This is a genomic window from Arthrobacter sp. E1SS-5 (assembly GCF_057073715.1).
On the sequence record NZ_CP172703.1, the window covers coordinates 464,977 to 486,871 of the forward strand.

20 protein-coding genes and 3 tRNA genes are annotated in these 21,895 nt (G+C 67.2%); 15 read left to right on the plus strand and 8 right to left on the minus strand.

Annotation, left to right across the window (positions count from 1 at the left end):
* Positions 1–75: 75 nt before the first annotated feature.
* Positions 76–1,380 (plus strand): cation:proton antiporter, encoded by a 1,305-nt coding sequence (locus ACIGJD_RS02290; protein ID WP_483688117.1) that lies wholly within the window; start codon positions 76–78, stop codon positions 1,378–1,380.
* Between the two features lie 65 nt (positions 1,381–1,445).
* Here the strand turns inward: ACIGJD_RS02290 and ACIGJD_RS02295 are convergent, their stop codons facing one another.
* Entirely contained in the window at positions 1,446–2,888 is a 1,443-nt protein-coding gene (locus ACIGJD_RS02295) for an NCS2 family permease (RefSeq protein WP_483688118.1), read from the minus strand.
* A 111-nt stretch (positions 2,889–2,999) separates the two neighbouring features.
* Here ACIGJD_RS02295 and ACIGJD_RS02300 point away from each other — a divergent pair, with 111 nt between their 5' ends.
* Positions 3,000–3,635 carry a copper resistance CopC family protein gene (locus tag ACIGJD_RS02300; RefSeq protein WP_483688119.1) on the plus strand — a complete coding sequence of 212 codons (636 nt, stop codon included), beginning with the start codon at positions 3,000–3,002 and terminating at the stop codon, positions 3,633–3,635.
* 55 nt (positions 3,636–3,690) lie between these two features.
* Here the strand turns inward: ACIGJD_RS02300 and ACIGJD_RS02305 are convergent, their stop codons facing one another.
* On the minus strand, positions 3,691–4,326 hold the full coding sequence (locus tag ACIGJD_RS02305; protein ID WP_483689408.1) for an NAD(P)-binding protein: 636 nt from the start codon (positions 4,324–4,326) through the stop codon (positions 3,691–3,693).
* 473 nt (positions 4,327–4,799) lie between these two features.
* Between ACIGJD_RS02305 and ACIGJD_RS02310 the strand changes: the two genes are divergently transcribed.
* Genes ACIGJD_RS02310 through ACIGJD_RS02330 form a run of 5 tightly spaced genes read left to right on the plus strand, consistent with a single transcriptional unit; the run spans position 4,800 to position 11,802 of the window.
* Positions 4,800–5,840 carry a universal stress protein gene (locus tag ACIGJD_RS02310; protein WP_483688120.1) on the plus strand — a complete coding sequence of 347 codons (1,041 nt, stop codon included), beginning with the start codon at positions 4,800–4,802 and terminating at the stop codon, positions 5,838–5,840.
* Positions 5,841–5,891: 51 nt separating this feature from the next.
* On the plus strand, positions 5,892–8,741 hold the full coding sequence (locus ACIGJD_RS02315; protein ID WP_483688121.1) for a PEP/pyruvate-binding domain-containing protein: 2,850 nt from the start codon (positions 5,892–5,894) through the stop codon (positions 8,739–8,741).
* 48 nt (positions 8,742–8,789) lie between these two features.
* Positions 8,790–9,911 carry a LolA family protein gene (locus ACIGJD_RS02320; protein ID WP_483688122.1) on the plus strand — a complete coding sequence of 374 codons (1,122 nt, stop codon included), beginning with the start codon at positions 8,790–8,792 and terminating at the stop codon, positions 9,909–9,911.
* 18 nt (positions 9,912–9,929) lie between these two features.
* Positions 9,930–10,928, plus strand: a complete 999-nt coding sequence (locus ACIGJD_RS02325) for an ABC transporter ATP-binding protein (RefSeq protein ID WP_483688123.1) — start codon at positions 9,930–9,932, stop codon at positions 10,926–10,928.
* Positions 10,915–11,802: an ABC transporter permease gene (locus ACIGJD_RS02330; RefSeq protein WP_483688124.1), complete on the plus strand. Its 888-nt coding sequence runs from the start codon at positions 10,915–10,917 to the stop codon at positions 11,800–11,802. The genes ACIGJD_RS02325 and ACIGJD_RS02330 overlap by 14 nt, the downstream gene beginning before the upstream one ends.
* A 72-nt stretch (positions 11,803–11,874) precedes the next feature.
* Here the strand turns inward: ACIGJD_RS02330 and ACIGJD_RS02335 are convergent, their stop codons facing one another.
* From ACIGJD_RS02335 to ACIGJD_RS02355, 5 genes are all read right to left on the minus strand, one after another.
* The gene (locus ACIGJD_RS02335; RefSeq protein ID WP_483688125.1) at positions 11,875–13,377 is read right to left on the minus strand and encodes a C40 family peptidase; all 1,503 of its coding nucleotides are present in this window, start codon (positions 13,375–13,377) and stop codon (positions 11,875–11,877) included.
* 183 nt (positions 13,378–13,560) lie between these two features.
* Positions 13,561–14,481, minus strand: a complete 921-nt coding sequence (locus tag ACIGJD_RS02340; RefSeq protein ID WP_483688126.1) for a cation diffusion facilitator family transporter — start codon at positions 14,479–14,481, stop codon at positions 13,561–13,563.
* A 10-nt stretch (positions 14,482–14,491) separates the two neighbouring features.
* A complete protein-coding gene (locus ACIGJD_RS02345; RefSeq protein WP_483688127.1) occupies positions 14,492–14,920 on the minus strand; it encodes a metallopeptidase family protein in 429 nt (142 codons plus the stop codon).
* 9 nt (positions 14,921–14,929) lie between these two features.
* The gene (locus ACIGJD_RS02350) at positions 14,930–15,910 is read right to left on the minus strand and encodes a DMT family transporter (protein WP_483688128.1); all 981 of its coding nucleotides are present in this window, start codon (positions 15,908–15,910) and stop codon (positions 14,930–14,932) included.
* A gap of 97 nt (positions 15,911–16,007) precedes the next feature.
* Entirely contained in the window at positions 16,008–17,024 is a 1,017-nt protein-coding gene (locus tag ACIGJD_RS02355) for a PHP domain-containing protein (RefSeq protein WP_483688129.1), read from the minus strand.
* A 174-nt stretch (positions 17,025–17,198) separates the two neighbouring features.
* On the opposite strand from ACIGJD_RS02355, the gene ACIGJD_RS02360 reads away from it, so the two are divergent.
* The 8 genes from ACIGJD_RS02360 (at position 17,199) to ACIGJD_RS02395 (ending at position 19,947) form a co-directional block, all read left to right on the plus strand.
* Positions 17,199–17,271, plus strand: a tRNA-Glu gene (locus ACIGJD_RS02360).
* Positions 17,272–17,360: 89 nt separating this feature from the next.
* Positions 17,361–17,434, plus strand: a tRNA-Asp gene (locus tag ACIGJD_RS02365).
* A 48-nt stretch (positions 17,435–17,482) separates the two neighbouring features.
* Positions 17,483–17,558 (plus strand) — tRNA-Phe (locus ACIGJD_RS02370).
* 116 nt (positions 17,559–17,674) lie between these two features.
* The gene (locus ACIGJD_RS02375; protein WP_483688130.1) at positions 17,675–18,124 is read left to right on the plus strand and encodes an Asp23/Gls24 family envelope stress response protein; all 450 of its coding nucleotides are present in this window, start codon (positions 17,675–17,677) and stop codon (positions 18,122–18,124) included.
* Entirely contained in the window at positions 18,121–18,312 is a 192-nt protein-coding gene (locus tag ACIGJD_RS02380) for a hypothetical protein (RefSeq protein WP_483688131.1), read from the plus strand. Before ACIGJD_RS02375 ends, ACIGJD_RS02380 begins: the two co-directional genes overlap by 4 nt.
* A complete protein-coding gene (locus ACIGJD_RS02385) occupies positions 18,309–18,704 on the plus strand; it encodes a hypothetical protein (RefSeq protein WP_483688132.1) in 396 nt (131 codons plus the stop codon). Before ACIGJD_RS02380 ends, ACIGJD_RS02385 begins: the two co-directional genes overlap by 4 nt.
* On the plus strand, positions 18,701–19,339 hold the full coding sequence (locus ACIGJD_RS02390) for a hypothetical protein (protein WP_483688133.1): 639 nt from the start codon (positions 18,701–18,703) through the stop codon (positions 19,337–19,339). The genes ACIGJD_RS02385 and ACIGJD_RS02390 overlap by 4 nt, the downstream gene beginning before the upstream one ends.
* On the plus strand, positions 19,336–19,947 hold the full coding sequence (locus tag ACIGJD_RS02395; protein ID WP_483688134.1) for a hypothetical protein: 612 nt from the start codon (positions 19,336–19,338) through the stop codon (positions 19,945–19,947). Before ACIGJD_RS02390 ends, ACIGJD_RS02395 begins: the two co-directional genes overlap by 4 nt.
* Before the next feature lie 71 nt (positions 19,948–20,018).
* Here ACIGJD_RS02395 and ACIGJD_RS02400 read toward each other — a convergent pair whose 3' ends face one another.
* Positions 20,019–21,845, minus strand: a complete 1,827-nt coding sequence (locus ACIGJD_RS02400) for a glycoside hydrolase family 13 protein (protein ID WP_483688135.1) — start codon at positions 21,843–21,845, stop codon at positions 20,019–20,021.
* Positions 21,846–21,895 lie beyond the last annotated feature (50 nt).

Genomic DNA, 21,895 nt, shown 5'->3' on the forward strand with positions numbered 1-21,895 from the left:
GTGAGACCCAGCGGGTCCGCGGCAGCATGCAATTCCTGCCGGCCGTCAACCCAACAATTCCAGGCTGGAGAGCCCATGTTTGAAGCCCCCGACATCCTTTTTGCCGCGGCCGGCCTTGCCGTCTTCACTGCCGCGGTGCTGCCCAAGCTGCTGCGCAATATGCCCCTGTCCATGCCGATGGTCTTCCTTGGCGCCGGGATGGGGGCCTTTGCGCTGATCCCGTCGCTGCCGGACCCGAATCCGGTGGAGCACAGCGACTTCGTGATGCACCTCGCGGAAGTCTGCGTGATCATCTCGCTGATGGGTGCCGGGCTTGCCCTGGACCGGCCACTGGGGCGGAAGCGGTGGGCCACCACATGGCGGCTGCTGGGTATTGCCATGCCGCTGTGCATCGTGGGCCTGACCCTGCTGGGCATGTGGTTACTGGGCCTGGGGTTGGGCGCGGCGCTGCTGGTGGCCGCCAGCCTCGCCCCCACGGACCCTGTGCTCGCCTCGGAGGTGCAGGTGGGCGAGCCCGCGGACCAGGACGAGCACGCGGACAAGGAAGACGAGGTCCGGTTCGGCCTCACGTCGGAAGCCGGGCTCAATGACGGCCTGGCGTTCCCGTTCGTCTACCTGGCCATTGCCATCAGCGTTGTCGGGGCCAGCCCGTCCGCCTGGTTCGGCGAATGGTTCGGCCTGGACGTGCTGTGGCGGCTGGCGGTGGGGCTTCTCGTGGGTTTCCTTACCGGCAAGCTGCTCGCGAGGCTGTTCTTCTCGGCCCGTGCCGACAGCCTCCGGCTGTCCAATCACTCCGAAGGGTTCGTAGCACTGGCGGCGACGTTCCTGGCGTACGGGCTGACGGACATGGTGGAGGGCTACGGGTTCATCGCGGTGTTTGTCTGTGCCCTGACCATCCGCGCAGCAGAACGTACCCACGGCTACCACCGTGTGCTGCACTCCTACGTGGAGCAATTGGAGCGGCTCCTGACCGTGGTGATCCTGGTCCTGCTCGGCGGCGCCATTGCCCGGGGGTTGCTAGCCGGCGTCGGCCCTGCGGAAGTGCTGGTGGCACTGGCATTCCTGCTGGTGGTCCGGCCGCTGGCCGGCTGGCTGGGCCTGCTGGGCGGCAAGACCGGTCCGCGGGAACGCGTGGCACTGTCCTTCTTCGGCATCCGCGGAATAGGTTCCGTGTACTACATTGCGTTCGCGTTGGCGGAGGGCCACTTCACGGACCAGGCACACTGGCTCTGGTCCTTCGTTGGGTTGGTCATTGCGCTGTCCATCGTGATCCACGGTGCCACAACGTCACCGCTGATGAACCGGCTCGATCGGCTGCGTCAGAAGAAGGCGCTGGCAGTATCCGGGGACGAGGGGCTGGCACCGAACACCCCGGTGTAAACGCTGGTTCAAAAGAGAAAGGGCTGGTGCGGCGAATGCCGCACCAGCCCTTTCTGCGCAGGGGGTTACTTGATGCCCAGTGCAGCCTCGATGGGGCCGATGGCGAAGAACAGCGCGAAGGCCGCGGCCACGGCCCACATGAGGGGGTGGATGTCTTTGGTGCGGCCCTGGACGGTCCGGATGATGACGTAGCTGATGAAGCCGGCGCCGAGGCCGTTGGCGATTGAGTAGGTGAACGGCATCAGGGCGAAGGTCAGGAATGCCGGGATGGCGATGCCCCAGTCCTGCCAGTCAATCTTGCCCACCTGGGACACCATCATGAAGCCCACCACCACAAGGGCCGGGGCCACGGCCTCGAACGGGACCAGGTTGATCAGCGGGGTGAAGAACATGGCCACCAGGAACAGCAGGCCGGTAACAACGGAGGCGATGCCGGTGCGGGCACCTTCGCCGATACCGGCGCCGGCTTCCACGTAGATCTGGTTGGAGGATACTGAGGCGCCGCCGCCGATGATGGCGCCGAGCGCGTCCACCTGGAGCACACGGTCGACGTCGGGGATGTTGCCGTGCTCGTCTACCGTGCCGGCCTCGTTGGCCAGGCCCACCATGGTGCCCATGGCGTCAAAGAAGATGCTGAGCAGGATGACGAAGGCCAGCAGCGTGGCCGCGACGAAACCGAGGTGCTGGAAGGCGCCGAACGGGTTGGCCTTGCCAATCAGGGACAGGTCCGGGGCGGCCCAGCCGGAGAATGCGGGGGCCACCAGGGACCAGCCCTGCGGGTTGAAGTTCTTGCCATCGAAGCTGGGTCCGATGTGCAGGGTCGATTCAAGGATGACGGCCAGCACCGTGGAAGTGATGATGCCGATCAGGATGGCGCCCTTGACCTTGCGCACCACCAGGGCGATGGTCAGGATCAGGCCGAACACGAAAACGGCGGTGGGCCAGCCCAGCAGCTTGCCTTCGAAGCCCAGGCCAACGGGCACTGTGGTGCCTGCGACGTCCGGGATGCGCCGCACGAAGCCGGCGTTGACCAGGCCGATCAGGGCGATAAACAGGCCAATGCCCACCACAATGGCGGTCTTGAGTCCGTCCGGAACGGCCTTGAAGACGGCGGTGCGGAAGCCGGTGAGGACCAGGATCAGCATGGTGACACCGGAGAGGACTACCAGGCCCATCATGTCCGGCCAGGTCAAGCCGGGGTTGGTGGCCACGGTGACTGCGACGAAGGCGTTGACGCCCAGGCCGGTGGCCAGGGCGAAGGGGTGCCGCCCCCATGCCCCCATGAGGATGGTGAGGATGCCTGCCACGAGTGCGGTCACGGCGGCCACCGCGGTGAAGCCGAGCGTGGTGCCGCTGGAGTCGGGGCCGGACAGGATCAGGGGATTCAGCACCACGATGTAGCTCATGGCGAAGAACGTGGCGAACCCGCCCCGGATCTCGCGGGAAAGGTTTGAGCCGCGCTCAGTGACCCTGAAATACCGGTCCAGGGCAGAGCCTTGCTTAAGCATTAGTCCTCCGGGGGAGAGTGTGGGAATACCTGCATCCTAATGGTGCGGGAGGGGTTGGGCCGCCAAATGCGCCTAGTCTGTAAGGAAGCCAACACAAGGAGCACCCCGAACATGCGCCAAATTCGCCGCCAGTTGCTGGGCCTTGCGCTCGGGTCCTCTATCCTTGCAGCCGCGATGCTGGGCCTGGCAGGCCCGGCCTCCGCCCACGATGCTGCGGAGTCCACCAGCCCGGCCCAAGGGGCTTCGCTCGCCGCGCCGCCGGAGGAGGTCTCCGTGACCTTCAGCGACAAGCCGCTGGGCATCGGATCGTCCTTCTCGGTCAAGGATGCGGGTGGTACGGAATGGGCTGACGGCTCCGTCCGGATCGTTGACAACGTGGCAACCCAGAAGCTTCGGCAGGGCGGTCCGTCGGGTGCGTACACCGTCGCATGGCGCGTGGTCGGCTCCGACTCCCACCCCATCGAGGGCACCTTTACCTTTACCGTGGCCGCCGGCGCACCCGGTGCTGCGCCCTCCGGAACTTCCACGGCGAAAAGTTCGACGGCGGCGGGTACGGTGCCAAGCATGGGCACGGCACAGCCCGGGGTGACGGAAGAGCCGTCCAGGCCCGCCAATGCGGAGGAGCCCTTCCAGTGGAGCATCGTGATTTTTGCGGTCGTCGCGGTGGGGCTGCTGGTGGCCCTTGGCGTCCTGGCCCGGCGACGGCTTAACGGCGACGGGGATGCGGGAGGGAATGGCGGGGAGTAGCTGCCGCCGGAAGAGCCGGAAGGCCGTGGCCGGACGCCGGGAAGAGGGTGGAGCGTCAGCAGCTCAGCACCGCAAAGCTCCCCGTTGCCGGGAAGGCGCCGGGTAGTTGGGCGGTGCCCTGGTTGACCTTGGCGGAGATTGCCTGGCCCACGGTCTTGGCCTGGCGCAGCACTTCCTTGGGCGAGGGCGTAATCAGCTCGCCAACTCCCACCAGGTAGATCCCGATGGCCCGCATGGCTGTGGCCACGTTGCGGCCAACAGTAATGCCGAAGTCGTTGAGCATCCGCCGCAGCTGGCTGTGTGCACAGCGGGTCAGCACAATGTGGTCCGCCACCAGGACGCCGGTGGGGGTGTGCACCCGCCACTGCGGGGTCGATTCGTTTTCCGGGCCTTCCACCATGGTCAGCTGGACCGCGCGGGTGGTGTTTCGGACATCGACACGATGGCTTGCCGCGTAATTCCGGAGGTGGCGGAGGATCTCGTTCCGTTCCCGGAGGGAGTCCCCGTCTGCTGCATCGCAGCGCTGCAGGGAGGAGGTGTTGGCGGGTTGGTTGGCGCCAAGGATGTCCAGGCCGTCCACCACAATGGAGTCCACGCCGTGGCGGCGCAGTTCTGCGGCCACGGCCAGCCCGGACAGGCCCGTGCCAATGATCACCGTGGTGGTCTGTTCGGTCCCGGCATCCCCAGGCATGCTTGACACTACAGTTTCCCTCCTTCGAAGCTTTCAGCAGGTGCCGGCATCCTCGCCGGCCCGCGTTCCGGCAACCCCAAATTCCGGACGCAGAACATGGCCGGAACCGTCCTGGCAGGAAGTTGCACTTGGTGTCCCGGACCAACAATGTCCTGAAGACTACAGAACAAAAGCGGCTGTGAATAGCCCAATGGCGAAAACATTCCTCCGCGTGTGAAGGCGCTTTCCGAAGGTTCCCACAAAGCCTGTGGATAGCTGGACCCGCGTGCCCCTGAATGGGCTGGCTGAGCCTGTGGATAACCCGGCCAATGTGCTCCTGAGCAGGCTTGCTAAGCCTAGGGGGACGGAGAATAGTGGGAGTCGGAAGACAGTCATTTCCTGCCGGTGCAGCCCGGGGTCGGGATGTGCAGGGGAGGGCCGGTTTTCTGGCAGAATAGCCGCAACATCAGGCGTATCGCGAGGAGGCGGCCCCCATGGGCTCACGAGAGTTGCATCCGGACCCGGCCCGGGAAGGTGGCGGTGCGTCTGACGCCCCCCATGGCATCGTGGTGGGCGTTGACGGCTCGGACCATGGCCAGTGCGCCCTGGTGTGGGCCGCGCGGGAAGCCCAGCGCCGCCGTCGCCCGCTCCATATAGTCACCGCCTATTCGGTGCCGATCTTTGCCGCGTCCGGGCTGGACGGTGGCTACGCCACGGTGGACGACTCCGTCATTCGGGAAGGGGCAGAGGCCATCCTCAAGCAGGCGCTGGAGAAGATCGCGCCGTACGACGTGGACGTAACGTCCTCCGTGGAAAACGGTGACGCGGCAGGAGTGCTGCTGGAAATCTCCGAAAGCGCGGAACTGCTGGTGGTGGGAACCCGCGGCCGCGGCGGTTTCGTGGGCCGGCTCCTGGGCTCGGTCAGCAGTGCACTTCCCGCCCACGCCAAATGCCCCACAGTGACGGTGCCGTTGTTCTGCTCAGACAGGCTCGGCGAGACCACCGAGGACCGCCGGGTCAAGGCCGAGCAGGCCAAGGCCGGGCACCGGCAAGTGGAGAACGTGGTGGTGGTGGGGGTGGATGGCTCCGATCAGGCGCGCGTTGCCGTCCTTGAGGCGGCCGACCAGGCTGAACGCCTTGGCGCCTCCCTGCGCGTGGTGTGCGCCGTACCCCAGTACAGCGGTTCCCTGGCCTGGGTTCCGGCGCCCATGGACCGCAAAGCGCTGTTCGATGACATCCGGGTCACCCTGGAGGCCGGCATGGCCTGGCTCCGCAGCCACTACCCCCACCTTGAGGCCGAGTACCAGCTGAAGGACGGTTCCCCGGTTGACGTGCTCGTTGAAGAAAGCCGGCACGTGGAGCTGGTGGTAGTCGGCACCCGCGGCCGAGGCGGGTTCACCGGCATGCTCCTGGGTTCGACGTCCGACGGCGTGCTCCACCACGCCAAGGGACCGGTCATGGTGGTCCCGGACCGGGAGGACCCGCGGATGGCGGACCGTGCGCGGTTCGGCCCGATACTGGGCGACGCCGCCTAAGCCACAGGACTGCCAGGCAACACGGGTTTTCGGGCATACGGCATCTGGGACATGGCGCAGCAAGGGCCGCCGTTGGCTGGCACCAGCCCGGACGATGGGCTGGTGCTGGAGCTGCGCGGCCTCGACGCCGGGATGCTGGCACTGGTGGGCGGCAAGGCAGCCAACCTCGGAGAGCTGTTGTCCGCCGGCTTGCCGGTTCCGGAGGGGTTCTGCCTCGCTACAGCCGCATATCGGCAGGCAATCGGGGCCCACGGTACCCTGCTTCCCGAGCTGGCAGGGGTCTACGCAGCCTGGAAGGATGCAGCCGGAGGGGAACCACCTGGCATAGCCGTGCTGGCCGGAAAGGCGCGGGCGGCAATCCAGGCGGCCCCCATTCCCGCCGCCGTCGCCCAGGCCGTAGAGCATGCCTACCGGGCCCTCGGTCCGAACGTTCCGGTGGCGGTCAGGTCCTCGGCCACCGCCGAGGACCTGCCGTTCGCCAGTTTCGCTGGGCAACAGGACACGTACCTCAATGTGGTGGGAGTGCCAGCGGTGCTGGACGCCGTCCGGCGTTGCTGGGCGTCGCTGTGGACGGACCGTGCAACAGCGTACCGGGCAGGCCTGGGGATCGACCCCGCGGGGGTGGCGCTCGCGGTGGTGGTGCAGCGGATGGTGGACGCGGAGATCGCGGGCGTCATGTTTACAGCGAATCCGCTCACCGGCAGCCGCCGGCAGGTAGTGGTGGACGCCAGTCCCGGCCTGGGCGAGTCGGTTGTCTCCGGCGCGGTCAATCCCGACCACTTTGTGGTGGATGCGCTGACCGGCAGGGTGCTGGAACGGGAACTGGGCGCGAAGGGCATTGAGGTACTACCAGCCCCAGGCGGCGGGACGCATATGCGGGAGTTGCCGGAGGACCGTGACACGGCGTGCCTGACGGACAGCCAGTTGCGTGCGCTCGCCAGGCTGGGCCTGCAGGCCGAGGAGCATTTCGGTGCTCCGCAGGACACCGAGTGGGCCATCGACGGGGCAGGCGCCCTCTGGCTCACGCAGTCCAGGCCCATTACCACCCTGTACCCGGTTCCGAAGAGCAACGGTGCCGCGGGCAGGGCTGCGCGGGGGAAATCCGTTGGCGGTACACGGGCCTACCTCTGCTTCAGCCTGGCCCAGGGGCTCACCCGGCCGCTCACCCCCATGGGGCTCGCGGCAGTCCGCCTCATTGCTTCCTCCGTTGCCACGGCTGCCGGTTTCCCTGTCCCTGATCCCCGGCGCGGGCCGTCGCCCTATGCCGAGGCCGGGCAGCGGATCTACGTTGACTTCACTACCCCCATCCGCAGCGCCATAGGTCGACGCATCATTCCCCGGGTTTTCGACATCATGGAAGCGCGGACCGCCACGGTCATGCGCCGGCTGATGGAGGATCCAGCCTTTTCGGTGACCAGCAGGACGCCGTTCGGGCTGCTGCGCCACGTCGCGCCAGTAGCGATCCGCGCCAAGGTTCCCGCCACCTTCGTCCAGGCACTGTTCCGGCCCCGCGCGGCCCTGCGCCGGCTGGACCAGTTCACCCGGGACTTTGAGGCCTCGCTGGCCCCCGATGCCGGCGCTGACATCATGGCCCGCCTGGACCACGCCGAAGCGCTGGTAGGGTCACGCCTGTTCCTCATTGTGCCGGCCATCCTTCCACTTCCCGCCCTGGGCTTCGCCATGGTGGGCCTTTCCGGAAAGCTGCTGGGCGGGAGCGCATGGGATGAGCTGCAGACGGTGATCCGCGGCCTGCCGCACAATGTCACCACGGAGATGGACCTGGAATTGTGGCGCTTGGCAACGGCCATCCGGGAAGACACTGACTCACGCACCGCGCTCCTGGCGGAGAATCCCTCCGTCCTGGCGGCCGCTTTCCACGCCGGGGAGCTGCCTGCCCGCCTGGACGCCGGCCTGGCACGGTTCCTGGACAGGTACGGCCAGCGGGCAGTGGGTGAAATCGATGTCGGGCTGCCGCGATGGTCGGAGGAACCGGCACACATCCTGGGGACCCTGGCAAACTACCTCCGGCTGGATAACCCGGCGCTGGCCCCTGACGCCCAGTTCAGCAAGGCAGCCGAGGACGCGGAAGAGCAGGTGGACCGCCTGGTGGCCCGGGCCGCCGCCCGTGGCAGGATCCGGGGACTGCTGGTGCGTGCCGCCCTGCGCCGGGCCCGGTTGTTCGCCGGCCTTCGCGAGCTGCCAAAGTACCTGCTGGTGCTTGGCCTCGGGGAAGTTCGCCGGCAGCTGCTCCTGGTGGGCAGGGAACTGGAGCAGGCAGGCGCCATTGATGGCCGGGAGGACGTCTTCTTCCTGGACTTCGTTGAGGTTCGCAGGGCATTGGCCGGCACCACTTCGGACGCGGAAAAGCCCGGTCGGGACCTGCGGCGGCTTGTGGCGGAGCGCCGCCAGGAGTACGACCGCGAGCTCAGGCGCCGGCACATCCCCAGGGTGCTGCTCTCTGACGGTACCGAACCCGAAGCGGTGCGGACCGCCGTCGGAAACTCCGGGGACGGAACTTCCGGGAATGGGACCTTGGCCGGCAGCCCGGCCTCGGCGGGAACGGTGACTGCCCCGGCGCGGGTCATTTTGGACCCGGTCGGCGCCCGCCTTGAACCGGGCGAGATCCTGGTGGCGCCGTCCACGGACCCTGGCTGGACTCCGCTGTTCCTTACTGCAGGAGGACTGGTGATGGAGATGGGTGGAGCCAACTCGCACGGCGCCGTGGTGGCACGGGAGTATGGCATTCCGGCGGTGGTGGGAGTCCCGGACGCCACCGGCCGCATCAGCACCGGCCAGGAAATAACGGTCGACGGCGGTGCGGGAACCGTAGTGCCGCAACCTCCAGAAACGCCCCTGGACGGAGGGCTGCGAAAGGGCGCGGAGCCGCCGGCGCGGGCGTAGTCTTTACTTATGGGCTCCAACAGGCTGGATTCCAGCGGACGCTTGCAAGTGAATACCGCAGCACCAGGCCGGCGGGCGTGGCTGCGGTGGCTGCCTGCCGTGGCGGCCCCGGTCGTCATTGCCGCGGGCGCCCTCGCAGGGTCCCTCCCGGCAGGGGCCAGCGACCCCTTGCCGGCCAAGACGCCCGCCCAAGTCCTGGAGCTGGCAGCCAGCCATCAGGTGCAGGCATTCTCGGGGACCGTGGAGCAGTCGGCCGATCTGGGGCTGCCGGAGCTTCCTGCCACCGGCAAGCCATCCGCGCCTGCCACCCCCGGCAGCGCCGCTTCCATGATTGAGCTGTTGTCCGGAAAGCACACCGCCCGTGTCTTCATGGACGGCAAGGACAATGCCCGGGTGCAGGTGATGGACCAGCTGGCCGAGCGGGATGTCGTCCGCCACGGCAGGGATGTGTGGTTCTACTCGTCGAAGGACAACACGGCAGCGCATATTGCGATGCCTGCGCACGACGCCGCGCTGTCAAAGGACCACCAGGGTGCGGGCGGAATGCACACGCCGGCCGAACTGGCCCAGCAGTTCCTGTCAAAGGTTGACGCCACCACCGCCGTTTCCGTGGGTCCGGACGTTTCCGTTGCCGGCCGGACAGCCTACAACCTGCTGATTCAGCCACGCACGGACGCAACCCTGGTGGGCAAGGTGGCCATCGCCGTCGACGGTCAAAACGGCATGCCCCTGTCCATCCAGGTAACCGCACGCGGAGCAGACAAGCCCGCCTTCAGCTCCGGCTTCACCAGCCTCTCCCTGGCCGTGCCCGACCAGTCCGTCTTCGCCTTCACGCCGCCGCCGGGCAGCACCGTCAAGGAACTTCCGGTTCCGGACAAGTCCCGTGGGCACGCTGACGGTTCCCATCAGGATGCCCTGCCCAAGGGCGCCAAGGGACAGGTATCCGTGACCGGCACCGGCTGGGAAACCGTGGTGGGCACCGCAAAGGGTAATGCCTCGGCAGCCGCATCCGTCCTGCAGGATCCACTGCTGTCCCAGGCCGCAGTCGCCGTACCCGGTGGCCGGCTGCTCTCCACCGCACTCCTGAACGTCCTGGTCACCGACGACGGACGCGTCTTCGCGGGAATGGTGCCGCCGGAACAGCTGCAGTCAGCAGCAGCGGCCCAGTAAGTGGTGGCCGGAGGGGGAATGGTGGCAGGGGCTGCTCCGGTGAGCGGCGCCCTGGCGATTGAAACCCGGAGCCTGAGCAAGCACTTTGGCCAGCAGGCCGCCGTAGACCGCGTGGATTTGGCCGTTCCGCACGGGACGGTGTTCGGCTTCCTGGGGCCCAACGGGTCCGGCAAGACCACCACCATCCGCATGCTGCTGGGCCTGGCCGCTGCGTCCGCCGGGACGGTAAGCCTGCTGGGCCGCGAAATGCCGGACAAACTCCACGAGGTCTTGCCGCGCGTGGGCGCCCTGGTTGAAGGGCCGGCCTTCTACCCCTTCCTCTCCGGCGCCGCCAACCTCCGCCGGCTGGATGCGGCCAGCCCCCACACCGTGCCCGCCACCCGGAAGGCGCGGGTGCAGCAGGCGCTGGAGCGTGTGGGCCTGGAACACGCCGCAGGCAAACGCGTGCACGCGTACTCGCTGGGAATGAAGCAGCGGCTGGGCATAGCGAACGCCCTGCTCTCGCCGCGGGACCTGCTGGTGCTGGACGAGCCCACCAATGGGCTGGATCCGCAGGGCACCCGGGAAGTCCGCAACCTGGTGCGGTCCCTGGCGCATGAGGGCACCACCATTTTTGTGTCCAGCCACCTGCTGGCCGAGGTGGACCAGATGTGCACCCACGCCGCGGTGATGAGGGCCGGCAGGCTGGTGGCGCAGGGGCCGCTGGCTGAGCTGCGGCAGGCAGGGCCCACCCGGCTCCGGTTGGTGACGCCCGACGGCGTGGCGGCCCGGGAGGTCCTGGCCCGGCTGGGGCTGGCACCTGACCCCGGACAGGCTGAACCGCGTGCTCACGCCGATGGGGAGACCCTTGTGGCAGTGCTCCAGACCGGCGCCCAACAGCCGGCGGTGCTTCCGGAGGACGTCGTGGCGCACCTGGTTCAGGCCGGCGTCCGGGTCCGGGGCTTCGCCGTCGAGCGTGAAAGCCTTGAAGACCGCTTTGTTGCCCTCACCGGGGAAGGATTCGATGTTGCCCAGTAGCGTGCCCGCCGAGAGGCCCGAAGCCGCCGGCACGGCCCGGCTGGCAGCAGCTCCGCGAAGCTCCGGATTCTCCCTGCTGGGGTCCGAGCTCAAAGTACTGTTCGGGCGCCGGCGGACCTGGGCGTTGCTCCTGGCCCTGGCCGCCATCCCGGTCCTCATCGCCATTGCTGTGAAGGTCTCCTCCGCCGTCCCGCCCGGCCGGGGACCGGCCTTCCTCGACCGGATCACCCAAAACGGCCTGTTCGTTGCCTTCACCGCCATGCTGGTCTCCGTACCGCTGTTCATGCCGCTTGCGGTGGGGGTGGTGGCCGGGGACACGATTGCGGGGGAGGCCAGCCTGGGAACCCTTCGCTACCTGCTGGTGGCGCCGGCCGGGCGGGTGCGCCTCCTGCTGGTCAAGTACGCAGGCGCGCTGGCCTTCTGCATCGCGGCACCTTTGACCGTGGGTGTCGCCGGTGCGGCCATCGGAGCGGCCCTTTTCCCGGTAGGCCCGGTGACGCTGCTCTCCGGGGGCGTGGTCCAGCCGGGCGAAGCTGCCCTGCGCATAGTGCTGATCGCCGCCTACCTGGCCGTGTCCCTGGCGGGCCTGTCAGCGATCGGGCTGTTCCTGTCCACCCTGACCGTGGTTCCGGTGGGCGCGATGGCCGCCACCGTGGTGGTTTCGGTGGTGTCGCAGGTCGCGGACCAGCTGCCGCAGCTGGAGTGGCTGCACCCGTGGCTCTTCAGCCACTACTGGCTCGGTTTCGGCGACATGCTGCGCCAGCCGCTGGTGTGGGATTCCTTCGCCAGCAACGCGCTGCTCCAAGCGGGCTATGTAGCCGTGTTCGGGGCACTTGCCTACGGCCGGTTCGTTACCAAGGACATCCTGAGCTGACGACGGCGGCGGGGCATGTGAGTGCCGGCACCTCCGCCGCACGGTGCAGCGGTGAGGGTCAGTAGCGGGCTGTCAGTAGCGGGCCGCGTACGGGTAAAGCTCCATGCCCACCATGGAGCTGATGCTGGAAACAGTGATTCCTTCCTGCGGATTGAGGGCCTGCACCACCTGGCCGTTCCCCAGGTAGATGGCTACGTGGTAGAAGTTCGGTGCCGAGCCCCAGACCAGCAGGTCGCCGCGGCGGGCCTGCGAAATCGGGACGTGGACCGGGGCAGCCGCGTACTGCTGGGAGGCTGTGCGCGGCAGGTACTGGCCGGCTGCGGCGAAGGCGTTCTGCACCAGCCCGGAGCAGTCGAAACCGTAAACCCCGGTACCACCCCACTGGTAGTAGTACGGGGCGCCCACCTTCCCCAGGGCTACGGAGATCGCTGCCTCATAGGTGCCTGAACCGGTTGAAGGTGCAGGGGCGGGGGCTGGTGCTGGTGCCGGCGCAGGTGCTGGTGCCGGCGCCACGGGAGCAGGGGCAGGAGCCGGCGCAGCGGGTTCAGGTGCAGCAGGAGCAGGTGCCGGAGCAGCGGGCGCCGGGGCCGGCGCGGGTGCAACAGGTGCCGGTGCGGCCGGCGCTGCCGCCGGAGCGGGTGCCGCAGGAACCGCCTCCTGGCTGCGGTTGTTCTGGCCGGCGGCAGCCTGGTTCTGCCCGCCTTGGTTCTGCGCTGCCTGGTTTTGGGCTGCCTGATCCTGGGCGGCCTTGTCCGCTGCCGCTTTGTCCGCGGCGGCGGACAGCGCGGCGAGGCGCGCCTCCTCGCGCTGCCGGTCCAAGGCATCTACGCGGGCTGATTCGAGCGCCACCGTGGTGTTGCGGAGCTGTGCGAGTTGGTCCACCAGGACGGTCCGCTGGGCCTTGGCGTCGGCCACGGCCTTGGCCTGCGCGGCGTTGGCCTGTTCCGCCTGGGACTTCCGCTGTTCCGCCGTCTTGGCTGCATCGTCGGCAGCCTTGGTGGCGTCGTCCGCAGCTGCGGTCAGGGAACGGTAGGCGGTGGCTGCGGCGTCGGCAGCTTCGAAAGCCCGGCTGCGGCTGGCGGAGAGGGCCTCGAGCGTGGCGGCCTGCTGCAAGGTTTCACTGCCGCTGGCGAAGCTTCCGAGGGTGGGGTTCAGGCCGCCGTTCCGGTACAGGTCACCGGCGAGCTGCCCCACCTGCTTGCGGGTTTTGTCCTGCTGTTCCCGGGCGGAGTCGGCCTTGGCTGAGGCGACTGATGCCGCCTCGGTCCGCTGCTGCAGTTCCACCAGGGCCTCGCTGTAGGCGTTGTTGGCCTGCATGGCCACCGCGAATGCGGCCTGCTGGGCGGTGGACGCGTCAGCCAGGATGCGCTCGATGTCCGTGACCTTGTCCGCCGTCGCGGACTCGCTGGCCTTGGCTGCGGCAATGTCCTCGGGCGACGGGATCTCGGGCGACGCCGGAACGGTGAGAGGAAGGGACTGCGCGGGGACCGCGGCTGCCGGCGTTGCCACGGAAGCAAAAAGGACGACGGCGGCGCAAAGCACGGCCGTCCTGCGGCCGGATCCGGATAAAGCCATCTGCAGAGACCTCGCAACAGTAAGGCTGGGAGTGAGGTTCTGGATGCGGCACAACTGTGCCCCTCAGCTGCTCGCCAGCAGTCCGAGGCTACGTGACCATTTGCACATTGGCAACACTAGTCACATCAATAACATAAACCACAACAGTGTTATTAGCGTCGGAATCCGCGGGGGTGTGTCGGTTCAGGCGTGTTGGCGTTCCTCGTGTTCCGAGTGGCTGGCCGGTTCCAGCTGGAAGGTGCAGTGGTCCGTATCGAAGTGGGATCCCAGGCAGGTGATGAGCTTGTCCAGCAGCTGGTCGGCGCCGCGGGCGTTGAGCACGCCGTCCTCCACCACCACGTGGGCCGAGAACACCGGAACGCCCGACGTGATGGTCCAGATGTGGATGTCATGGACGTCGGTTACGCCCGCCACCGAAAGGATGTGCTCGCGGATCATTTGCACCTCCACTCCCTTCGGGCTGGCTTCCAGCAGGACGTCCACCACATCGCGCAGCAGGCTCCAGGCCCGCGGGAGGATCATCAGTGCGATCAGGACGGAGGCGATGGTGTCCGCTGCCTGGAAGCCGGTCAGCATGATCACCACGGCGGCGATGATGACGGCCACCGAACCCAGGAGGTCGCCCAGCACTTCCAGGTAGGCGCCGCGGATGTTTAGGCTTTCCTCCTGCGCAGTACGCAGGACCAGCAGCGACGCCAGGTTGGCCACGGCGCCGAGGATGGCGGCAAACAGCATGATGCCCGTCTGCACTTCCGGGGGTGCGCTGAACCGCCTGATGGCTTCAGTGAATATGACCACGGAAATCACGATCAGGATCAGCGCGTTGGCCAACGCCGCAAGAACCTCGGCCCGCTGGAAGCCATAAGTCCGCTGATCGCTCGCGGGCCGGCCCGCAATCCATGCAGCCAGCAGTGCGATGGTGACGCCGGCCGCGTCGGAGAGCATGTGCCCCGCGTCCGCCAGCAGGGAGAGCGACCCGGAAAACACGGACCCCACGATCTGGATGACCACCACGCCAAGGGTGATTCCCAGGACGGCCACGAGGCGTTTCCGGTGCCGCCCGGTGGCGGTGATCCCGTGGCTGTGGCTGTGGTCGTGTCCCATGTTTACAAGGCTAGCCCCAGCCCAGTTCATGCAGCCGGTCATCGGAAATGCCGAAGTGGTGCGCGATTTCGTGGACCACGGTCACCGCCACTTCGTGGATCACGTCGTCCCGGGAGGCACAGATCTCCAGGATCGGTTCGCGGAAGATTGTTATCCGGTCCGGGAGGGAGCCGGCTTCCCACCACGAATCGCGCTCCGTCAGCGGAACCCCTTCGTACAGCCCCAGCAGCACGGTGTCCGGATCCTCGCCGGGCCCCGGCACGTAATCGTCGTCGATGAAGACCGCAACGTTGTCCATGGCGCGGGCCAGCCGTTCGGGAATGCTGTCCAGGGCGACCTGGACGGCGGCCTCAAAGTCGTCGGGGGACATGGTGAAACCGGAAGGTTCGTGCGGCCCGTCGGGAACGATCGGCAGGCCCGGTGGCAAATTGGCTGGCATGCCCAGACCCTAACGCTGGACGCGTTGTTGCCGGAGGCGGTCCGCCCGGGACCTGCGCCGGGTCAGCCCCACTCCCACCAGGCACACCAGCCCGCCCACCAGGCCCCAGGCGGTGGGGATCTCGCCCAGCAGCAGCCAGGAGATCAGGACGGTGGTGCCCGGAACCAGGTAGGTGGTGGCGGCCAGCTTCCCGGCATCCACGAGTGACAACGCGTAGGCCCAGGTGGTGAAGGCGATGGCGGTCGGGAAAACGCCAAGGTACACGAGCCCCAGCGTGGCCTGCGGCGGGGCGGCCTGCACTTCGGCCGCCAGCTGCCCTGCGAAGGGCAGGCAGCACAGCGCTCCCACCACGATGCCGAACCACGTGGCCTGGGCCGCCGGGAATTTCCGCACAACCGGTTTCTGGATGATGACGCTGACCGCGGCGAGGACCGCTGCAAGGAGGCAAAGCGCCACACCCGCCAGGTCCGCCGTCGAATCTTCCCCTGGTGTGCGCGGCTGCCCTGAACCGAGGGCGATCAACGCGACCCCGGCAAACGCCACCGTGCTACCGATGAGGAGCCAGCGCGGAAACCCTTCCTTGAGGAAGATGCCCGCCATGATGGCCACCAAAATGGGGTTGACGTTGATCAGCAGGGCACTGGTGCCGGCATCCAGGATGTGCTCCGCGGCGTTCAACGCCACGTTGTACCCGCCGAACCACATCACGCCGTAGGCGAGGATGGGCAGCCACTCGCGGCCCATGGGCAACAGCCGGCTCTTGAGAAGTTGCGGCACCACCAGGAAGGCCAGGACGACGGCGGCAATCGCCAGCCTGCCCAGCGTCAGGGAGCCGGGGGAGAAGTGCGGGCCGATGGCCCGGATGCCCACGAACGCCGAGGCCCACAGCACCACGGTGACCACCATGGCCGCCACGCCCAGGGCCTTGACGGGAGCAGCCGCTGGAGCTTGGGGAGGAAGTGGTTGGCGGGCGGGGCTGGTGGAAGGCATGAGATAAATCTACGGCGGATGCGGGCACCGGACTGGCGGGAATCGGCCACGTCGGTGCCCGGCTGGCGCTGGGGCGAGTCCCTCTTTCCTTTGGCCCCTACTTACCACCAGCCCAGGCGAGCAGCTTCTCCACAGGCCAGGTGGTGATGATCCGTTCGGCAGGAACGTCGTTGCGGGCGGCCCGCTCTGCACCGTACTGCAGGAAGTCCAGTTGCCCCGGTGCGTGGGCATCACTGTCGATGGAGAACAGGCACCCCGCCTCCAGTGCCAGCTGGATCAGGGCGTCGGGCGGATCCTGCCGCTCCGGGCGGGAATTGATCTCCACGGCAACGTTGTGCTCCGCGCAAGCTGCGAAGACCTCCTTGGCGTCGAATTCCGACGGCGGCCGGGTCCCGCGGGAGCCCTCCACCAGGCGGCCGGTGCAGTGGCCCAGGACGTTGGTCTGCGGGTCCCGGATGCCGCCGAGCATCCGGGTGGTCATGGTTTTCCGGTCAGCGCGCAGCTTTGAATGGACACTGGCCACCACAATGTCCAGGCGGTCCAGCAGTTGCGGCTCCTGGTCCAGTTCGCCGGACTCCAGGATGTCCACCTCGATCCCGGTCAGGAGCCGGGTGGTCCCGCCGTTGCTGTTGATACCGGCCACCACATCCAGCTGCTCAAGCAGGCGCTCGGCGGACAGTCCGTTGGCAATCGTGAGGTTGGGGGAGTGGTCGGTCAGGGCCACGTACTCCCTGCCCAGCACCTCCGCAGCAGCCACCATCAGCTCAATGGGGGAGCCGCCGTCGGACCATTCGCTGTGGCTGTGCAGGTCTCCGCGAAGTGCCGCCCGCAGGTCCGCGCCGCCGGATGCCAGCGGCTGGGCCCCCTTCTCCCTGAGGTCAGCGAGGTAATCGGGGACCTGTCCGTCCACGGCCTGCCGGATCACCGCATAGGTGCGGTCACCGATCCCCTTCATGGATTTGAGCCGGCCGGTGCGGGCGCGTGCGGCCACTTCATCAGGGCCAAGGGGCCCGATGGCGGCCGCCGCCTTGCGGAAGGCCTGGACCTTGAACGTGGCGGCGCGTCCGCGCTCAAGCCAGAAAGCAATCTCGTTGAGCGCTGCGACGGCATCCATCCGTCCATCTTTACCCGTATTTACCGCGCACGGCGGCGGGATCGCGGGTTTTCCGGCGATTTTGGATTATTCCCGGTTACCCCCTATAGTTGTGGAGTCCCGTTCGGAGAAACGCAGAGGACAAAGACGGAAAGCCCCGCTTGACGCCTTTTATTTTGTTCCGGACAGGTTCTGGCCCCCATCGTCTAGCGGCCTAGGACACCGCCCTTTCACGGCGGCGGCACGGGTTCGAATCCCGTTGGGGGTACGCAAGGAACTGGTCAAGCAGGCTGAAAAAGTCTGGTAGGCTGGAAGCCTTGAAAAAGCGGTAGAGATACCGCAAAGCAAGAAACGCAAGGCCCTGTAGCGCAGTTGGTTAGCGCGCCGCCCTGTCACGGCGGAGGTCGCGGGTTCAAGTCCCGTCAGGGTCGCTCTGATTGTTGGAAGAAATTCCGGCTGTCATGGTGACTAGTCACCTAGGCTCTGTAGCTCAGTTGGTAGAGCGTTCGACTGAAAATCGAAAGGTCACCGGATCGACGCCGGTCGGAGCCACCACTGGGAAGCATCAGTTCTTCGGAGCTGGTGCTTTTCTGCTTTAACCCCTGGTCACTCTTCCAGCGCAGTGTCACAGGCTGGGGATAGGGTGGAAGCAACAGAAGGGGGAGTGCCTGATGGAATACCAGAACCCACAACCCGTGGTGCCAAGCCGTCCCGCCGCAAGCCCGGCCCCGGGCCCCGGACGGACCGTCATCTCCGAGACTGCAGTGGCAAAGGTCGCAGGAATTGCCGCGCGGGCAGTTCCGGGCGTCTACTCCCTTGGTTCGGGTCCGTCCCGCGCTCTGGGTGCCATCCGTGACGCCGTCGGAAGCTCAGACCATGCCGCCGGTGTCCATGCTGAAGTGGGCGAAACCCAGGTGGCCGTGGACATCACCCTGGTGGCAAGCTATGGAACACCCCTGCACTCATTGGCCAATGACGTCCGCGCCACTGTCTACCGGGCCGTCGAGGAACTGGTGGGCCTGCAGGTCATCGAGGTGAACGTGGAAATAACGGACGTCTACGTACCCCCGCCCGTCAAAACCACCCCGCCCGCCGGCGCGGAACGGGAGGAACTGCTGTGAGCCTTACGGTGGCAGGCGCGGCGATTGGCGCCTTCGTTGCTTTCATGTCCCTGCAGTTCGGCCTGTGGGGCTTCCTTGTTTCCTTGCTCTTCATGGCCATCGGAGCACTGCTGGGCCGAGCTGCGGAAGGAAAACTGGACTTGCGCGGCGTGTTCGATGCCATCACCGGCCGGCGTTCCTCCTCATGACAACACCCGCACCCGTTGTGCGTGGGCGGGCGCTCAGCGGCCATAACCGGATCAGCACCCAGGCATTGACCAGTCTTGCCAGGGTGGCAGCGGCGCGGGCCCTGGGTGTCGACGCCCAGGACGTGCGGGCGGAATGGACGGACGACGACGGCCTGCTGGCTTTATCCCTCGTTGCCCCCATCAGCATCCCGCCTTTGCACTCCGTGGTCCTGGACCCCGCACGGGTGCAGGCGGCCGGCGGGTCCATCTGGGACCGCACCGTCAAGGCCAAGGCAAGCATCCTGGCAACAGTTTCCCAACTAAGCGGTTCCCGGTTGAGCCGCGTGGACATCCGCATCAGCGGGGCGCGGATCAGTACAGCAAGGATCAGCACGGAAGGGCGGGTGCGGTGAGCAGCAGCGTGGAAGACCGCGGAGTCACTGGTGGAACCCGCGGGAACAACGGGCCCGGGATGCGCCGGGTCCTTTACCGGGAAACCCACTCGTCCCGTGCAGCGGTGTCCGTCGCCGCCGCCGTCCTGGTCCTGGTGGTGGCCGCCTACGGGGTTCTGGAATCCGGGGTCCACGCAGTGGGCCAGCCGGCCTGGCTGATCGAGCCGCAGGTGGCCGCGCAGCGAATCGTGGACCTTCCGGCCGGAATCTCCCCATTGCTCCTGGCAGCGATCGGCGCCGTTCTTGCCATGCTGGGATTAATTTTCTTCCTTAACGGCGTGCTTCCCGGAAAGCGCGCCCGCCATCTGCTGGCCGGTGCGCCCGGCGAGGGGCTCCCTGCCGTGGTGGTGGATGACGAAGTCATCGCATCCTCACTCGCCCGCCGCGCACGGTTGGCCGCCAACGTCACGCCTGAACAGGTCATGGTCGTTGTTTCCCAGCGCCAGGTGCTGGTCAACGTGCGTCCCACGTCCGGAATCCCCGTGGACCAGGACAGGGTGCTGGACGCCGTCCGCGACGAGCTGGATCAGATGCTGCTGGAACCGGCTCCTGTTCCCCGCGTCAACGTCACTGCTTCCGGGGTGATCGGGGCATGAACAGCACGCCGGCAATGCTCAACCGCATCCTGCTCACTGTGCTGGGCCTGATCCTGCTTGGGGCAGGGATCCTGCTGGTGCTGCTGGCGGCGGTTCCTCCCGTCGCTTCCTGGTGGCATGCCTGGTCCGGCGGAGTCTGGACCGGGATCACCCGGCTTTTCGACTCCACCCGTTTTCCGGGCCGGCCGGAAAGCTGGTTGTGGATTGTCGTGGCACTGGCCTTGCTGGCGCTGATGGGGCTCATGGTGGCCTGGATCGCCCAGCAGGGAAAGGGCCGGTCAAACCTCCTCGCGGCCGAATATGATCCCGGCGACGTTCCCGGCGATGTCCGAATCGGTGGCGGCGTGGCGGAACAGGCGCTGAAGCAGGCCCTGGAGGGAAGGCCTGATTTGGCTGGGGCCACCGTCACTACCTATGACGTCAAGGGAACGCCCGCGTTGAAGGTCCGTCTCCTGCCGCGCCAGGGTGTGGCACCGCATCTGCTCGCAGCCGAGGTGTCAGGACTCCTGCACGCGCTGGAGTCCGTTGTGGGCAAGGAGGTGCCGGTCCTCATCCACATCGGAGCCGGGGCACGGACCCGCTTCAGCCGGGCCGAACGCGTCCGCTAGATTACCGCTGGTTCCGCTGGCAATGCTGCCGGTACTGCACGCCCGTTACGGCTACCGCCTGACCTTTCCGGCTACTGCCCGCCTTGAAGACCCCGCACGTTTTGAAGATAAACAGTGCAGTCCACCGGAACCTCCTGCATGCCGGCCCATTCTTCGGCGGGCTCGGGACCACTGGACAGGACCACGGCATAGCCTTCGGGCACGGGGGCCGAGGCGAAGCCCATGTTGGACAGGACAACTGTTTCCCCATTGCGGAACGCCAGCAGCCCGCTTTCCGGCGCGTGTTCATCGGTCCACTCCACGGTGCCGCTGCCCAGGCGCTGGGTTGCCCTGAATGCCAATGCGGCGCGGTACAGCTCCAGCGTTGAGCCTTCCTCGCCGTCCTGCTGGTCGGCAGCCAGGGGGCCGAAGCTTTCCGGCTGCGGGAGCCACGGCCCGGGCGCTCCAGGGGAGACACCTCCGGAAAAGCCAAAGCCGGGTTCTTCCCCTGCCCACGGCAGTGGGACCCGGCAACCGTCCCGCCCGATCTCGGCGCCGCGGGTCCGGAAGAACGTCGGGTCCTGCCTGGCCTCTGCAGGGAGGGTTGTGTGCTCCGGAAGTCCCAACTCCTCACCCTGGTAAAGATATGCCGAACCCGGCAGCGCCAGCGCAACCAGCGTGGCGGCACGGGCGCGGGCCAGGCCCAGGGCTGCGTCCGGCTGTTCGTCGCCAGGGCCAATGCCCTTTGGGAACGTGGTGGGGTCTGTCAGCCCGAACCGGGTCGCATGACGCACGGTGTCGTGGTTGCTTAGTACCCACGTGCAGGGGGCACCTACTGATGCTGCCGCTGCCAGCGACGCGTCGATGGCCTCCGCCATGCGCTCGGCATCCCAGCCGGCCAGCAGGAAATCGAAGTTGAAGGCCTGCTGCATCTCATCGGGCCGGACGTAACGTGCCAGTCGCTCAGCCGGCTCCACCCAGGCCTCGGCAACCATCATCCGGTCTCCGCCGTATTCGGCCAGGACCTGGTTCCAGTCACGGTAGATGGCGTGCACACCGTCCTGGTCAAAGAACGGCGACGGCGGATACATCGGGGAGACTGCCCTGTGTGGTTCCTCCGCGTCGGTGTGGGCATGGGGAGCATCCCCGGGCAGGTGGCTCTCCCGCCTGGGGCCTGATGTTCCCTCCACCATGGCAGCCACGCCGTCCCAATCCGGCAGTCCCGCCTCCTTGACCAAGCCGTGGGCAACATCCACCCGGAAACCGTCCGCCCCGCGGTCAAGCCAGAACCGCAGCACCGAGCGCATCTCTTCCTGAACTTCCGGGTTCTCCCAGTTCAGGTCCGGCTGCTTGGTGTCGAAGAGGTGCAGATACCACTGGCCGGGCGATCCATCCGCCTCGGTTACCCGGCTCCAGGCCGGACCGCCGAACACGGACTTCCAGTTGTTCGGTGCCAGCCTGCCGTCCCCGGAGCCAGGCACCTCGTCCTTGCCGTCACGGAACATATACCGGTCCCGCTGCGGGCTTCCAGGGGCTGCGGCCAGCGCCTCCCGGAACCACGCGTGTTCGTCTGAGGTGTGGTTGGGAACCAGGTCCACGATGACTTTTAATCCGCGGCGGTGAGCGTCCTGCAACATTGCGTCGAAGTCCGCCAGGGAGCCGAAGAGAGGGTCCACCTGGCGGTAGTCCGCCACGTCGTAGCCGCCATCGGCCTGGGGTGACTTATAGAAGGGTGACAGCCAGATGGCATCCACTCCCAACCGTTCAAGGTAGGGCAGGCGGTCCAGGACGCCGCGCAGATCCCCCATGCCGTCGCCGTTGCCATCTGCGAAGGAGCGGGGGTAGATCTGGTACACGACGGCGTCGGCCCACCAGGCAGAGGGGGCCGGTCCGGATGCGGGAACGGATGAGTCGGGCATTAGGTTCCCCTCTGATAACTTTTTGATGTAAACGCTTGCATTACTGACAG